The 13,764-nt window shown below is 54.4% G+C and carries 13 protein-coding genes and 2 pseudogenes; 3 read left to right on the forward strand and 12 right to left on the reverse strand.

Annotated features, from left to right (window positions below):
- Positions 1–1,749 carry a mechanosensitive ion channel family protein gene (locus IGQ16_RS00100; RefSeq protein ID WP_297059774.1) on the reverse strand — a complete coding sequence of 583 codons (1,749 nt, stop codon included), beginning with the start codon at positions 1,747–1,749 and terminating at the stop codon, positions 1–3.
- 83 nt (positions 1,750–1,832) lie between these two features.
- Positions 1,833–2,069 carry a hypothetical protein gene (locus tag IGQ16_RS00105; RefSeq protein ID WP_297059776.1) on the reverse strand — a complete coding sequence of 79 codons (237 nt, stop codon included), beginning with the start codon at positions 2,067–2,069 and terminating at the stop codon, positions 1,833–1,835.
- Positions 2,070–2,328: 259 nt separating this feature from the next.
- Here IGQ16_RS00105 and aspS point away from each other — a divergent pair, with 259 nt between their 5' ends.
- Positions 2,329–4,134: an aspartate--tRNA ligase gene (gene aspS, locus IGQ16_RS00110; RefSeq protein WP_297059779.1), complete on the forward strand. Its 1,806-nt coding sequence runs from the start codon at positions 2,329–2,331 to the stop codon at positions 4,132–4,134.
- Between the two features lie 10 nt (positions 4,135–4,144).
- Here aspS and IGQ16_RS00115 read toward each other — a convergent pair whose 3' ends face one another.
- The 3 genes from IGQ16_RS00115 to IGQ16_RS00125 all read right to left on the reverse strand — a co-directional run bounded on the left by IGQ16_RS00115 (position 4,145) and on the right by IGQ16_RS00125 (position 7,571).
- Positions 4,145–4,690 (reverse strand): gamma-glutamylcyclotransferase, encoded by a 546-nt coding sequence (locus IGQ16_RS00115; RefSeq protein WP_024124353.1) that lies wholly within the window; start codon positions 4,688–4,690, stop codon positions 4,145–4,147.
- Between the two features lie 381 nt (positions 4,691–5,071).
- The gene (locus IGQ16_RS00120) at positions 5,072–5,551 is read right to left on the reverse strand and encodes a hypothetical protein (RefSeq protein ID WP_255325302.1); all 480 of its coding nucleotides are present in this window, start codon (positions 5,549–5,551) and stop codon (positions 5,072–5,074) included.
- Complete coding sequence (locus IGQ16_RS00125; protein WP_297059780.1) at positions 5,526–7,571, reverse strand: flavin-dependent dehydrogenase; 2,046 nt, start codon at positions 7,569–7,571, stop codon at positions 5,526–5,528. The genes IGQ16_RS00120 and IGQ16_RS00125 overlap by 26 nt, the downstream gene beginning before the upstream one ends.
- A 120-nt stretch (positions 7,572–7,691) precedes the next feature.
- On the opposite strand from IGQ16_RS00125, the gene IGQ16_RS00130 reads away from it, so the two are divergent.
- Entirely contained in the window at positions 7,692–7,961 is a 270-nt protein-coding gene (locus IGQ16_RS00130; protein WP_024124356.1) for a hypothetical protein, read from the forward strand.
- On the opposite strand, the gene ruvC is transcribed toward IGQ16_RS00130, so the two are convergent.
- The 4 genes from ruvC to psb29 are packed head-to-tail and all read right to left on the reverse strand — an operon-like array spanning position 7,911 to position 10,996.
- Positions 7,911–8,390, reverse strand: a complete 480-nt coding sequence (ruvC, locus tag IGQ16_RS00135) for a crossover junction endodeoxyribonuclease RuvC (protein ID WP_024124357.1) — start codon at positions 8,388–8,390, stop codon at positions 7,911–7,913. The genes IGQ16_RS00130 and ruvC overlap by 51 nt on opposite strands.
- 5 nt (positions 8,391–8,395) lie before the next feature.
- Complete coding sequence (locus IGQ16_RS00140; RefSeq protein ID WP_024124358.1) at positions 8,396–9,601, reverse strand: NAD(P)/FAD-dependent oxidoreductase; 1,206 nt, start codon at positions 9,599–9,601, stop codon at positions 8,396–8,398.
- Complete coding sequence (locus IGQ16_RS00145) at positions 9,598–10,341, reverse strand: HAD family hydrolase (RefSeq protein ID WP_297059782.1); 744 nt, start codon at positions 10,339–10,341, stop codon at positions 9,598–9,600. Before IGQ16_RS00145 ends, IGQ16_RS00140 begins: the two co-directional genes overlap by 4 nt.
- A complete protein-coding gene (gene psb29 / locus IGQ16_RS00150) occupies positions 10,328–10,996 on the reverse strand; it encodes a photosystem II biogenesis protein Psp29 (RefSeq protein ID WP_297039406.1) in 669 nt (222 codons plus the stop codon). The genes IGQ16_RS00145 and psb29 overlap by 14 nt, the downstream gene beginning before the upstream one ends.
- Before the next feature lie 71 nt (positions 10,997–11,067).
- Here psb29 and IGQ16_RS00155 point away from each other — a divergent pair, with 71 nt between their 5' ends.
- Positions 11,068–11,442, forward strand: a complete 375-nt coding sequence (locus tag IGQ16_RS00155) for a DUF309 domain-containing protein (RefSeq protein ID WP_041429023.1) — start codon at positions 11,068–11,070, stop codon at positions 11,440–11,442.
- Here IGQ16_RS00155 and IGQ16_RS00160 read toward each other — a convergent pair.
- From IGQ16_RS00160 to IGQ16_RS00170, 3 genes and pseudogenes are all read right to left on the reverse strand, one after another.
- Positions 11,439–11,779: pseudogene (locus tag IGQ16_RS00160) on the reverse strand (integrase core domain-containing protein); the annotation flags it as partial. The gene IGQ16_RS00155 and the pseudogene IGQ16_RS00160 overlap by 4 nt on opposite strands.
- Before the next feature lie 292 nt (positions 11,780–12,071).
- Positions 12,072–13,319: a glycosyltransferase family 4 protein gene (locus IGQ16_RS00165; protein ID WP_297059785.1), complete on the reverse strand. Its 1,248-nt coding sequence runs from the start codon at positions 13,317–13,319 to the stop codon at positions 12,072–12,074.
- A gap of 15 nt (positions 13,320–13,334) precedes the next feature.
- Positions 13,335–13,764 (reverse strand): annotated as a pseudogene (locus tag IGQ16_RS00170) (hypothetical protein); the annotation flags it as partial.

The raw sequence follows: 13,764 nt of genomic DNA on the forward strand, positions 1-13,764 counted from the left end.
TCAAGATTCCAAGGGAAAAGGATAGGTCTTTTCATTGTTGCCGTTTTTGCCATTGCGATCGCGCACCAAATGAAGCTGTTGATGCAGCCGACCCACAGCAATCCCCTCTGCAGCCATGAGGTTGAGGAGACGACGGCGAAACTCCCGCCCCACAGCCCATTGCTGTCCCGGTTGTGTCTTAATCCAAATGCGCACGAGTAAGCCACTGGCAGTAATCTGATCAATTCCTAAGATCTCTGGCCGCTCCAGCATCTTGAGCTGCCACTCAGGTTCTGCGTAGAAGTGGGTACTGACGTCATTCAGCAGCGACAACAGGCGATCGGGATTGGTTTCAATATCCACCCACAGCTCTAGGTTGACACGTGACCAAGTACGGGTGAGGTTGGCCACCTTTGTAATCGTACTATTGGGAATAGTGATGAGATGCCCCTCCGCATTGCGTAGCTGCGTAATCCGTAAGTTGAGATTTTCTACCATTCCTGAATAGGGTTCAATTTCCACCACATCGCCAATGCCGTATTGGTCCTCCCAGACAATTAACAGGCCATTGATCACATCCTTAACCAAATTTTGGGAACCAAGGGAAATAGCCAAGGCGAGAAACCCCCCCACAGCCAGAATGGATGAGACAGGCATGCCCAGCGAACTTAGAATCACAACCAGCCGCGTTAAATAAATAACTGCAGTCTTCAAACTCCGCATCACTTCAATGGTGGTGCTAATCCGCAATGTTTGGCGCTGGGTATCGGCAAACTTGAGGAGATTATTTTGCTCCCAGAAGACACGAATGCGATCAAAGGCCAAATCGGCAAATTGATTCAGCAGCCCAGTGCCAAACCAGACCACCATCCAGAGAATCGGCAGGCCATAGACTTGAGAACTCAGCCCGCGAGTCATGGGGAAGAGCCGCAGAATTGCTGCTAGGCCGAGCAGCCAGAGAGCCACTTGTACCCACAACAGCAGATAGCGAACAAGACTAATGAGTTTAATGCGCTGCTTGAGAAAAAAGTGATGTCGCAGGTGGGGTAGAAGCGGCAAAACCCATTCGGGTTCGGCGGTTTGAGGGGTCGCTGTGTCCAGTTGCCCTTGCAGATGCTTGCGTTGGCGGATTAAGAATCGCTGTACAATTAAAATGACAAAACTGCCTGCTCCCACCTTGAAAAAAATCAAGACAGCCTGCTGGATTTGCCTGATTAGGGCAGCGTGGGTGCGTTCTTGAATCGCTTGGTTCATCTGCTCCTGCAAAATGTCTCGCCACTGCTGGGCAAGGGTTTCGGGAGGTAGTTGATGGTAGTTGCTGTCGGCCTCTGTTACCGTCAGGAGGCGAGTGGTGCGTTCCGCTTGGCCAATGCGAGCACTAATTACCAAAGCATTATGGAGGCGGGCAACACCAATATCTACTCTCGCGGGCGATCGCCGATCGTTCTCAAGGGCACTATGAAGTACCCGTCGCAGATTAGACTGGATGAGCTCGGCCCGGAGTTCAACGGGCATGACATCACCGAGTTTGCTGCGATCGCGAATTGTCGGTGCAGCAATTGTAAAGAGTGTATTGCCATCAAAACGCACATCGGTAATTTCTAGTTCACCCATGCGAGTGACGCCAGGGGGCAGCGGAGTGGCAGGGGTTTGATTGATTGCCGGTAGGGGGAGTTGAGCCAGGCTCGGCCAAGGAGAGAGAATGGCTAAAAAGAAGGTCAGAAAGGCGATCGCTCCCCAGCGCCAGAATTGTTTATGCCAGTTGATCATCTACTGCCAATAGTTTGCTTGAAGGCAAACAGTGCTACAAGTATCCTCTCACCTTTTGAGGGCTTGACCCGGTTCAAGGTTCCCTAGGGGCGATCGCCAAGGCTGCGGGGAGTGCAGTCGCTAACCACATCGCGGATTAAGGAAAGACGCGAGGAAATGTACCGTTCCAGATGATAGCGCTGGTGGTGCTCCAGGGGGTAAACATCACTAAACTGCGTCACTAGCCACCCCTGTAGGGAGTGATCGTCCATACTCAACAATCGTCCCACCTGTGCTTGCTCAACAAAGTGCCAGAACTGACGAAGGAGAGAGGGGGTCATACTTGCCCTCCTTTTAAGGTTTTCTTTAGATTTTGCCTATCTACTACCATACGTCGAGCCTGGGATGTTGGGGAGGAATCTGCGGAAGCTGCAACTAAAGTTAGGGAATCCACATGAAGTTCTGTAAACTTGTGTTGCGATTTCTCACTCCTCACTGTAACCCGTGATTCCTTGGGGATGCCCCGCTAACGGTAGGACGGTGAACCGCTAAAATAGTAAGGCTTTGCTTTACCAACATACTCAGAAATCATTGGGGTCTATGCGCACGCACTACTGTGGCGATGTTCGGCTAAGGGATGTCGGAACAACGGTCACCCTCTACGGTTGGGTTGATCGGCGCCGAGATCATGGCGGCGTTATCTTTATTGATTTGCGCGATCGCTCCGGCATTGTCCAAATTGTCAGTGATCCCCAGCGCACTCCCGACTCCTATCCCCAAGCCGATCGCCTGCGCAGTGAGTATGTGGTGAAAATTGTTGGCCGTGTTAGCAAGCGCCCTGCGGATTCGGTGAACCCGAAATTGGCCACGGGGGACATCGAGATCTACGCCGATTACATTGAGGTGCTCAATACGGTGCGCCAACAGCTCCCCTTTGCCATCTCCAGCACTGAGAATGAACAGGTGCGCGAAGAGGTGCGGCTGCGCTATCGCTATCTTGATCTACGGCGGGAACGGATGGCACGGAATTTGCAGTTACGCCATCGGGTTATCCAAGCTATGCGGCGCTTCCTAGAGGACGAGGCGGGCTTTATTGAGGTGGAAACCCCCATCCTCACCCGCTCGACCCCGGAGGGTGCTCGGGATTATTTAGTGCCTAGTCGCGTGAATCCTGGGGAATGGTTTGCCCTCCCTCAATCGCCGCAGTTGTTCAAGCAGTTGTTGATGGTGGCGGGATGCGATCGCTATTACCAGATTGCCCGCTGCTTTCGCGATGAGGATTTACGGGCCGATCGCCAACCCGAATTTACCCAACTCGACATGGAAATGAGCTTCATGGATCAAGAGGAAATCCTGGAGCTCAACGAAGCGCTGATTTGCCACATTTTCAAAACTGTAAAGGGCATTGACCTACCGCGCCCCTTTCCCCGCCTAAGCTACCAAGAGGCCATGGATCGCTATGGCACCGATAAACCCGATACCCGCTACGGCCTCGAACTGGTGGATGTCTCCGATATTCTCAAGGACTCCGGTTTCAAAGTCTTTAGTGGGGCGATCGCCCAAGGGGGTGTCGTGAAAATTTTGCCGATTCCCAATGGCAACGATCGCATCTCCAACGTCCGCATTAAACCCGGCGGCGATCTCTTCCAAGAGGCCGCCACTGCAGGTGCCAAGGGACTGGCCTATATCCGCGTTCGTAACAATGGCGAAATTGATACCATTGGTGCTATCAAGGATAACCTCTCTCCAGAGCAAAAGGCTACGCTCCTAGAGCGCACGGGTGCCGAGCCGGGGCATCTTCTCCTTTTTGGGGCAGGGGACGCTGCCACGGTGAATAAGACCCTGGATCGGCTGCGGCAGACCATTGCCCGCGAGTTTGATCTCATTGATCCAATGGCAACCCACCTTCTGTGGGTGGTGGATTTCCCGATGTTCGAGTGGAATGCCGAGGAAAAACGTCTTGAGGCCTTGCACCATCCCTTTACCGCGCCCCACCCTGACGACCTTGCGGATCTAAAAACCGCCCGTGCCCAAGCTTACGATCTCATCCTCAACGGCCATGAAGTCGGTGGTGGCAGCTTGCGCATCTATCAACCGGAATTGCAGCGGCAGGTGTTTGAAATCATCGGCATTGATGAAGCCACTGCCCAAGAAAAATTTGGCTTCCTTTTAGAGGCCTTTGAATTTGGAACTCCGCCCCACGGGGGCATTGCCTATGGCTTGGATCGTTTGGTCATGCTCCTTGCTGGCGAAGATTCCATTCGCGACACCATTGCTTTCCCCAAAACCCAACAGGCCCGTTGTCTGCTCACCGGCGCCCCCAGCAGTGTTGAACCGCAGCAACTCAAGGAACTCCATGTGACGCCCGCCAAGCTAGCAAAAACCACCACTCAAACCAAAGCCTAGGCACATAGATTTATTGGCGATTTATTGGCCGATTCCACACCCCCTCTGGCAGCCACTCACCATTGAAATCCCGCACGCGCTCAGTACTCATGATGTAAGCCCATGCTGTACCCAAGGGTTGATGAGTCAAGTCATACACTGGCACCTCTTGGCGACAGTAGACATTCACCTCAGGAGACAAATTGGGACTGTAACCTTCAAAGGCATCCAGCTGCGTCAAGAGGCTGGCAGGTGGATCATCAAAGAGCAGTAACTCCCCCTGCACCCAACCTTCCTCAGCCGTTAGACCGGGGTACCCCATCGGCAGGTGATAAAGGCGGCCTCTCACCAATGCCGTTTGATGGCCACTTAGCCAAGGCCGACAGAAGAGGTCATGGGGTGGATAGCCGGGTTTGAGGGTGCCATAGACGAAAAGGCGTAGTACCGTCATGTTGCAAAGGAATAGCATCAATTTGCTGACAGAACTTACTTTACTGAGTTTGATAGCGGTTTGCCCTGCTCCGGACTGCCCTCGACAATCCACTGCCCAGCGAGCCAAAATGAAAAATTCGAGCATGGGGGTTAGGGCTCCCGCGCCAGTTTTGCCCCATTTTTGCAGAAGTGACTCCCCAAAAAAGCAACCAATTTATCCATTGCTTCTGCGTGCTAGCGTTAAACCATAGTGGGAGGTCGCCCTTTGCCAAGTGGTGTGAGCCACAATCAGTGCCCCAGCAGTGCGTACTGCAGTTAAAGCCAAGGATAAATTGACTAACCAGAAAGAATGTTACCAAAACAGCATTGAGGGCTATTTGCTTAGCTTGTGGTATGGGGGGGAGGTTTTGCCATGGGGGTGCTGGGAATGGCACCAATGGGGTCTGCCATCGGAAATCGGGCAGCCAGTGTTCCTAGCCAAAAGGAGAGGATTGAATGCACCGTTGCCAGATATTCCTGAAAAAAGTCAGCTATTTAGAACAGCAAGAATCTCGTGGCTAATGGCGCGCAGTTGGTTTTGCAGATCTTCAGTGGGCAGATTGTTGCCACTAAAAACCCCCTGACCAATACTGCTGAAGCGCCACTGCTTACTCATATAGCTAAACCCCACAATCTCTAGGCCAATGGCCCGCCGTTGGGGAGAGTCTGGCTCACCATAGAGGCGGATTTGCAGGAGCAAACTGCGGGCTTGCCAGCGGCGACTCCAACCGGGCAGGTGAAAGCCAATGTCAATTGAATCGGGATCCACCAAGTTGCGGGTGTGGGGGTCATCGGCCCAAGGGTGCAGGTCTGCCTGCAGATCCGGATTGCACTGCTTGAAGAGATGGACGATCGCCCCCAATTTGCTAGCCATTTGCACCGTCACTGCCTGCTCTGCTGCATTCACCGTGGTTGTCTCCGCAACACCGCTGTTCTCAAAGTTAGCGAGGGGAAACGGCTTGATCAACTCTAGGGGTTGGCAGCAGTGTCAAAGAACGATCAAAGCGGGGTTGCCCCACAGAGTAAGTCAGGGCATAGCTTTGTACCAAAAGCCAAAACCACAACTGCGGCGCCAGGGGCTCCAGCCAGGGCTGACAACGGCGGATCAAGGGGGGCAGCCAGAACCCAAAGAGGGCATGGTACAGGGCATCCAAGCTAAAACTGAGGTAGCTTTGCAGCCAGCGCAGCAGATCCCAAAGCCCCACCATTTCGTAGATCCACCAGAGGAGACCGGGATTTTGCCAGGCAGCTCGCAGCGCCATGCGGTTAAAGGGTAGCCAACCGGCACGGTCTTTGATAAAGCGATCGGCCAATTCCGGAGATTCCTGCCCAAGAATGCCAAAAAAGGTGTTGAGCATGGCATTGACCCGCTCGGGGGGCAGGGGGCGATCGCTGGGCACCATCATTCCCCGTGAAAAGAGCCACGTCACCGCGGTATTGCTCTGATAGGCGCGAATTTGGTTGAGGAAGGGCTGTTGCACAAGGTCATGACGCAGGGCAGTATCCAGCAGATCCGTCAAGCGTGGCAGGTTGCGCACCAGCGAGCCAAAACCGGTGAATACTAAAGGAGATTGCAGTGAGGCGGCATCGCCAATGGCCAAGACGCGATCAAATGCCACGGCGCGATCGCTCCGGTGGTGGCTAAAGTAGCCGGGGATGTAACCAAATGTCGGCTTTACCCAAGTCAGTTGATCTAAATCGCAGCGGCGGTACTCTGGCAAGATTGTAAAGAAGTCTTCGTAGAGTTCTAGGAGAGAGCCGGGAAACTCGCGGTGGATGTGGTGGTAGTGAAACAGGTAAATGGTGCGCTCTTCGCCTGACCCCGGAAACAGCTCCCAAATGAGTTGCCGTCCTCGCGAAATATCGCCGTGGCTAAAGAGCACATCGCCATAATCCCCGTCCCACACTTCCGGAGCAATACCCTTAACAATCGCCCCCACCGTTGGACAAACACTATCATAGGCACGACCGCCGTTCAGTTGCCGGGCAATTGGCGAGGCAGTACCCATGGCATCAATGAGGACGCGAGCGATCGCCTGTCGCTGTTCTTGGGTTTGGCGGTGCTGGGTTTGCAAAACCACACCATTGGGATGAATTGTGGCTGTTTTAAATTCTGTCCAATCCCAAATCTCACCGCCCGCTTGGCGCAGTTTCTCACCGCACAGATGCAGGAATTTGGCCGAGTCGAGGGCAATGTTAAGAACGGTTGGGGTGTGCAGTACCGGTGCCCGACAATGGATAGGGCTGGTGGCATCAAAGAACTTGTTAAAGCCATCACGGTACTCGCGGGCAATCAGGCTTTCAAACTCCGCGGCGGTAAATAGCCCCAGATCAATCAGGCTCTGAAATTCCAGGCGGGAGATATTCCACTCCCGATTCATGCGGCCAAAGGGCAACCGCTCCATCAGCAGAACCCGATAGCCCAACCGCGCCATCACCGCCGCATGGACAACCCCCAAAGCACCACCCACATAAACCAGGTCATAGGTAGGGGGATCACAGGGGGTTGTTACCCTGTGCACAACAGGGACAGGGGGGGTAGGCTGTTGGAGACCTTGGCGCCAGCGTTGCTCCCACCAATAGACGCGCTCTAGATCCGCCTCACCTTGGGGCATACGTTGAAAGTATTTCACCGTCAGGGGATAGCGATCGGCCAAGGCCTCAAAAATGCTCTGACCAGCCGGCCAAGGGGGCAGCTCCTCGGCCTGGAGGGGGAAGGCCAAACGCAGCTCCCGCTGAAGGTGTTGGAGACAGGCGCGCTCTTGGGGGAAAGGCCGCTCTCCCCAGCGCATCACCTTGAGGTATGTAGTTCGCTGTAAGCTCCACAGGAAAATGGCGAGTTCCGTTGCGGTTTCGGGAACCTGCCAACATCCCCCAGTGGGTTTTGGCGCAATGGTGCCCATGGAGGGCGCAAAAGTGTGGTGCAGCCAGTGAATGACCGCTGCGGTATGGGGAGTGGGTACCTCAAGGTATAACAGTTGTTGCATTTTGCTTGATGAAGTCCACTAAGAAGCTTGACAACGGCACAATTTGGCGTAAACTTCACTGTACTAAACAGTTTAAGAGTTAAGAGAGTTTACGATTTCTCAGAATTGCCCTGTTGCCCTATGCATTATCCCATTCCTCGCACGCTCGAAGAAATGACAGCCCTCAGCCAGCAACCCGTCAATGGTGATCTAGTGGCATCAGCGATCGCCGGCGTGATTACGATTTGCCGTGCCCAGGGCCACAGTCTGGCGCAGGTTCAGGAATGGGTACTTGCAGAGGATGATCTACTGGATCAAAAAACGCGCCAATGGCTTAGTGAAGCAGTGGCAGTGGCTTGGTCAACCGTCGATGTGGCCGCAGTGACGACTGGCCGTGAGGGCGATCGCTAGGGCATCAGCGGCATCATCGGGCTGGGGCAGGGTGCTGAGATGGAGTTCCCGTTGCACCGCCTGCTGCACCTCTATTTTGCTGGCATTGCCATAGCCGGTGAGGGCTTGCTTCACTTGGGGGGGCGTGAGTTCTAGCAGTGGACAGTGCAATTGGCTCAGGACCAAAAGAATCACCCCCCGTGCTTGGGCAACCCCAATGGTATGGCTCATTTTGTAGAAAAAGAGCCGCTCCAAAGCCACTACATCTGGCTGGAGGGTGGGAATTAGCGTGTGCAGATCGTTATAGAGACTTTGGAGGCGATCGCCCGTAGGCAGATCGGCGGGGGTAGTAATTACACCAAAATCCCACACTTGGCAGGTGTCCCTGTGCACCTCAATACACCCATAGCCAAGGGTAGCTAGGCCGGGGTCGAGGCCCAGAATGCGCACTGGTGCTAACTAGCGATGGTGGTCAGGAGATCCAAAAAGGGCTTGGCCAGCCAGTTCAACCCCACCTTCAGTTGATGTTCGAGGGTGGGCATGCGGTAGAGGTAGGCCAGTCGCCGCGCCAAATAGGCGAGGGGGCCATCAAGGGTCAGTCCTAGGCCGGCCAATGCAGCGCGATCGCGGCCGAGGGTGAGCATTTCGCCAAGGTGGGAGTAACGACAGGGAAGTAGCGGGCGATCGCTGAGACTGGCCCAAAGGTTCCAAGCAGCATAGTCCGCCTGCTGAAAAGCCGCCTGTGCTGTATGGGGAATGGGTTGTCCCTGTTCATCCACCGCATCCGCCGCATCCCCAAGGGCAAAAATATCGGGGTGATCAACCACTTGCAGTGTGGGCGCCACCTGGAGCCGACCGGTGGCAGTTTTGGGCAAATCAAGAGCCGCAATCACCGGCGAAACGGCTGTGCCAACGGTCCAAAGAACAATGTCCACGGGCAATTCGTCCACCCGGTCTTTGTATTGCAGCGAAATGCGATCGCTAGTTACAGCAACTGGCGTGGTCTCTAGATCAATCCAAACGCCACGATCTTCGAGGGCACGGCGGGCCGCCTTGCGATTAAATTCAGGGGAGGACTTCAGGATCTCTGTGTTGCGATCCACCAGCCGAATGCGACCTCGGCTTCCCAGTCGCTCCGCCAGTTTACAGGCCAATTCCACCCCGCTCGGACCAGCACCAACAACGACAACGCGGATGCGATCGCGATCAGAGTGCTCGCACCGTTGCAGCGCTTCTTCAAGGCGGTAGGCGTCACTGAGGGTACGGAACGTCAAGGCGTACTCCGCCCCACCAGGGATAGGGCTTTTCGGGGTTTCACCCCCTAGGGCGAGAACGAGTTTTTCATAGGTGAAGGGGTCGCCCTTGCTGAGGTGAACGGTTTTTTCCTGGAGATCAATAGTGGTCACCGTTCCCTGATGAAAGACCACTGGCGTATCCCGCAGCAGCTCCACAAAGGGAGGGGCAATTTCCCAGGCCTCTAGCTCCCCCGTAATCAGTTCGTAAAGCAGGGGCGTAAATACAAAGCGATCGCTGTGATCCACAAGGGTGATCCCTAGGGGGGAAGACCACGGGAATTGCGCCAAGCGGAGGGCTGTATAAAGCCCACCGAACCCACCACCTAGAATGCAAATTTCGCTTCTCACCGCTGATTCCCTGATCATGCTGTCCCCCTCAGTATAACTTGCGCCTTTGTGAGGTCAGCAATTTGGGGCACGGCTAGGGGCTCGTTGAGGGCTGGTTCTGGCAGCAAGGGGCGATTGCGCCGCAGCCAAATGGCCTGCAAACCCGCTCCTTGAGCACCGCGGACATCCTCCTCCCAACTGTCGCCAATGTGCCAGACTTGGGAGGCCCCATAGGAAGCCACTGCCCGCTCAAAGATCAACCGATCCGGTTTCGCTGCCCCCACCTCACTGGAAATCCACACCGCCTGGAAAAAACGGGCTAACCCCAAGGCCTCAAGAACCCCATAGAGACGGCTATCAAAATTGGACACCACCATCAGGGGAATATCCTGCGCTTGCCAATTCTCCAAAGCAGGCAAGACATCCTCATAAAGGCACCAGGGTTCAGCGGTAGCGTAGTAGGCAAAGACAGGGGCAAAAAACGTCTCAAAATCAACAAATTGATCCAAGACCCCCGCGCGGCGAAATGTCTCTGCCGCAACCCCTTGCCACCACCGCAATTCTGCCTCTGCCCGTTGTGAAGCCTCAAGCTCAGGGAAGGCGCAGGGGGGAGCCGCCTTAAAGGCCTTAAAGAAGGCCACATCCAAGGCTGCTGGATCAACCTGAACCCCGACTTCAGCCGCAAAGCGACCATAGACTGTGCCCACAGATTCCTGTAAGCCAAAGAGGGTGCCGACGGCATCTAGGGTAATGAGCTGGGGCGGATCAAGCGGGTGCATCGGAACTGGCATCCACAGCGGGTGGCGCGGAGGTCTGCTGAGCACGGCGCTTGCGTTCCTGCTCCACAAGTTCCCTCATCAAACTGCGAGCCTGATTGATTTTGTCGAGGTTACTGCGGTAGAGTTCGAGATCGCGCTTGACTTTCTCAATGGGCAGTTGGATCACAGGAGCCAGTTGATCCAGTATTTCGTTGAGGTTGACTGTCAGTTCTCCTGCCAGCTCTTGCAGGAAGGCATAGAGTCCCACGGCATGAAGGCGGCTATATTTGCCCGCGTGGTTGAGGCTGTTGAGGGGGGCACTGGGTTGGCCACTGTTGAGTTCACCAAGGATTTGACTCAAGGGGCGGCCTTGGTACTGTTGCCAACTGGCGGCATCCTCCTTCAGCTGTTGCGGGTTCATTTCCTCAGCAACACAGAGGGCATGAAAAATACGGTCGCGATCGCCCTCGGGCTGATAACCCTCCATAAACTGGTCAAAGGCAGTAACAACCCCAAGAGCAAAGAGGGGAGAGTAGCGAAAATCTACATTGACGCGCAACAGATGGATTTCGACAAGCAGTTCTTCAATGAAGCGACGGTAGATCGAGTGAATCGGTCGCGTGTAAGCCGCATAAAAGGCGCGTTTGGTATCAGAGACAGTTCGAGGATTTTGCACAAGCTCTGCCGATATTCGTTAAAAAATGTCATGATTCTTTACTATTATCGCCCATTGCGCTTTCCCAATCAATGATGCATTCGGAGCTTGCCCTAGCTATTGCCCAATTTAATAGCGGCGAATTCTATGCCTGCCATGACACCCTCGAAGCTCTCTGGCTAGAGGCCAGTGAACCTGAGGGCACGTTTTACCAAGGCCTGCTGCAAATTGCTGTCGCCTGCTATCACCTGAGTCGGGGCAACCAGCGGGGGGCAATTTTACTCTTGGCGGAAGGACGGCGTCGCCTTGAACAGTGTGATCCTGACTACCAGGGTTTAGACTTAGCAGCCTTCCTAGCAGGAGTGGCCGAGTTACAAGCGCAGCTTCACCTCGCAAAAACTCCCCTTGACTCAGCGCCCAAAATTCAGTTGCATCTTCCTGTTGCTGAATCCCTAGATCAAGCCTAGATGTCAAGACCCGGGACATGATCTACCTTTGAAACAACTACTCTGGTCGCTCCATTGGCCACGTTCAGAGTTTCTCGATGGGTGTCATGTGGCCCCAAGTGCGTTGGGGAATTCGGTGACTGTGCGTCCAAAGGTAGCCTGTGAGCGTCTCTTGCAGATCAGCGGCGGAGACAAACGCTCAACGCGCAGAATCTCGGCAATGCGACCGTTGAGGCGCTCGACCATGATTGGTTTGCGGGTGGCGAGGTTGGATAAGCCGATGCTGGATTCTCTTCTTCCCACAGAGATAATCGAACGGATGGCGTCCGGTGGGTTGGCGATCGCCCGTGGTAAGATAAACAACTTGCCAGGTCTTGACAGCAGCCCTCCAGAACAACAATAACAACCCCAGTGCGAAGCGCAAAGCAGCCGTCGTCAAGCTGAGGCTGTATCGCCCGATATCCCACATAAGCTTCCGAATGGTCGACACCCTACACATCTCCATTGGCGCGAAAACCAGACACACAGCGCTACGCTCAGGACACCTGCACCGCCTATCGCAGCCGCGATGACTGTTCCTACAGGATGATAAGTGCAGCAACGATCTCAGGACTGGATGTCATAGGGGGCACACACTAAGGGAGCTTGAGTCATGAGCTTGAGTCATTTAGGGCAGCCTCATAGACCTGTAGATATTTTGCAGCAACGATTTCACTAGCAAAGCAGTCGACCGCACGAGCCCGTGCGTTTTTTCGAAGCTGTAGATGGCGCTGTGAATCCGAAAGCACCCACTGAATGCCTCGTGCTAGATCCTCTGGATCAAACGGCTGAGCCAGATAGCCCGTCTCTTTGTGCAAGACGATATCGCGCAAACCAGAGGTGTTGAAGGCAACAACAGGCGTGCCACAGGCGTGGGCTTCGGATGCAGTCTGGCCAAATACCTCTAGCCGTGATGGAACTATCATTACATCAGCCGCGCTATACAAAATGCGTAAGCTTAAATCGTCAGCTAAATGCCCGACATAGTTCATCGAAAAGCCAACATCAGGAGGTTTCCTAGGGCAGAGTTCGCCAAAGATTACCAATTGCAGCTCCAGGAGTTCCCCGCGTAAATGCTGAATTGCCTTAAGCAGAAGATCGAATCCCTTCCTTGGGTCCCGCCCTCCCCCCATTGCACCAAATAGAAGCAAGGGCGTACCCTTAGGCAAACCAAACAGTTCTCGCGCCAAGTTTGTCTCGAGCGGCCGCCACCGTTCGGTATCAATAGGATTTGGGATCACGCTCAATGGCCACTCGTGCATCAACGCACTTTCTTGCACGCACTGCGCCAGCCAACGACAGGGGGCAACGATGTGGATGGGATGCTTCCAACACTTGCGCTTACGCGTCCAGGTCCAGCGGTTGAGATCAAATCCTCTCTCATAGCTAGGCCGGTTGTTATGCCTGTAGCCCTCACGCCAACGATGATCTTCAGTGTAATGTTCAGCTCCGCAAAAGGCCCACATGTCATGTAACGTCCACACCACGGGTTTACGCAGCCGGCCAATATCTGCAATAGACAGCATTTCCCCCTGTACCCAATGCAGGTGCAAAATGTCGGCGTCAGAGCTATTCAGTGCACGGACCCTGCCGGATGGAAGGAACGCCGGGGAATGAAGAATCGGGTTGCCGGTTTTAAGTACTGACTTGACCAGTCCCCTGCCAAGCGCGCGGCGCAGTATGGCCAATCCTTTACCGAAGTTTGTCGTTGGCCCCTCCACCGTCCAGTCGCCAGAGGCGGCAACATCAACCCACAGCCAGGAATCGACGCCCACCCGCCTTAAAGCGTGATGAATCCGATAGGCCGCACGAGCGGCGCCGCCAATGATATCGAAGTAGTTGAGATGAATGACTTTCATGTGATACCTATGGACTCAAACAGTGGTGAGCACGTACCTAAGTAGACGGGCCAGTCCACCAGGCAGGTGTTGGGTAAATCGCCAAAGCATCAACGACTGCTGTTCAACCTTGCGGGCTGCCACAAGGTCCAATCGGTCACAGCGAACGAATGCACGACCATAGGCTACCTTCTCGGCTGGTTGCAAGCCTAAAGCTCGTAGAACTTGATTCCAAGAATAGCGAAAGTGAAAAGTTTGCGGCAGGTGGCAACCTATGACTGGGAAGAAACAGTTAGCAATTAAGTAACGCCCACCAATGCGAAGGTGTTGTGCTGTCTCATACACCAGTTGCAGTGGATCCGGCACATGTTCAAAAACATCAATTGCCAAGAGAATATCATACTCTCCGAGCATTTCCGTTTGGTAGCGGACATTCGCAGTTTTTTCCGCGCGGGCGATCGCCAAT

Source organism: Thermosynechococcus sp. M3746_W2019_013 (assembly GCF_015296045.1).
In the GTDB taxonomy this organism is placed as follows: domain Bacteria; phylum Cyanobacteriota; class Cyanobacteriia; order Thermosynechococcales; family Thermosynechococcaceae; genus Thermosynechococcus.

Bases quoted from the DNA above. Each gene is read 5' to 3' on its own strand.
- aspS (WP_297059779.1), top strand. From the start codon at position 2,329: ATGCGCACGCACTACTGTGGCGATGTTCGGCTAAGGGATGTCGGAACA.
- IGQ16_RS00125 (WP_297059780.1), bottom strand. From the start codon at position 7,571: ATGCAACAACTGTTATACCTTGAGGTACCCACTCCCCATACCGCAGCG.
- IGQ16_RS00155 (WP_041429023.1), top strand. From the start codon at position 11,068: ATGATGCATTCGGAGCTTGCCCTAGCTATTGCCCAATTTAATAGCGGC.
- IGQ16_RS00115 (WP_024124353.1), bottom strand. From the start codon at position 4,690: ATGCTCGAATTTTTCATTTTGGCTCGCTGGGCAGTGGATTGTCGAGGG.
- IGQ16_RS00165 (WP_297059785.1), bottom strand. From the start codon at position 13,319: ATGAAAGTCATTCATCTCAACTACTTCGATATCATTGGCGGCGCCGCT.
- IGQ16_RS00145 (WP_297059782.1), bottom strand. From the start codon at position 10,341: ATGCACCCGCTTGATCCGCCCCAGCTCATTACCCTAGATGCCGTCGGC.
- IGQ16_RS00140 (WP_024124358.1), bottom strand. From the start codon at position 9,601: ATGATCAGGGAATCAGCGGTGAGAAGCGAAATTTGCATTCTAGGTGGT.
- IGQ16_RS00130 (WP_024124356.1), top strand. From the start codon at position 7,692: ATGCATTATCCCATTCCTCGCACGCTCGAAGAAATGACAGCCCTCAGC.
- IGQ16_RS00100 (WP_297059774.1), bottom strand. From the start codon at position 1,749: ATGATCAACTGGCATAAACAATTCTGGCGCTGGGGAGCGATCGCCTTT.
- IGQ16_RS00105 (WP_297059776.1), bottom strand. From the start codon at position 2,069: ATGACCCCCTCTCTCCTTCGTCAGTTCTGGCACTTTGTTGAGCAAGCA.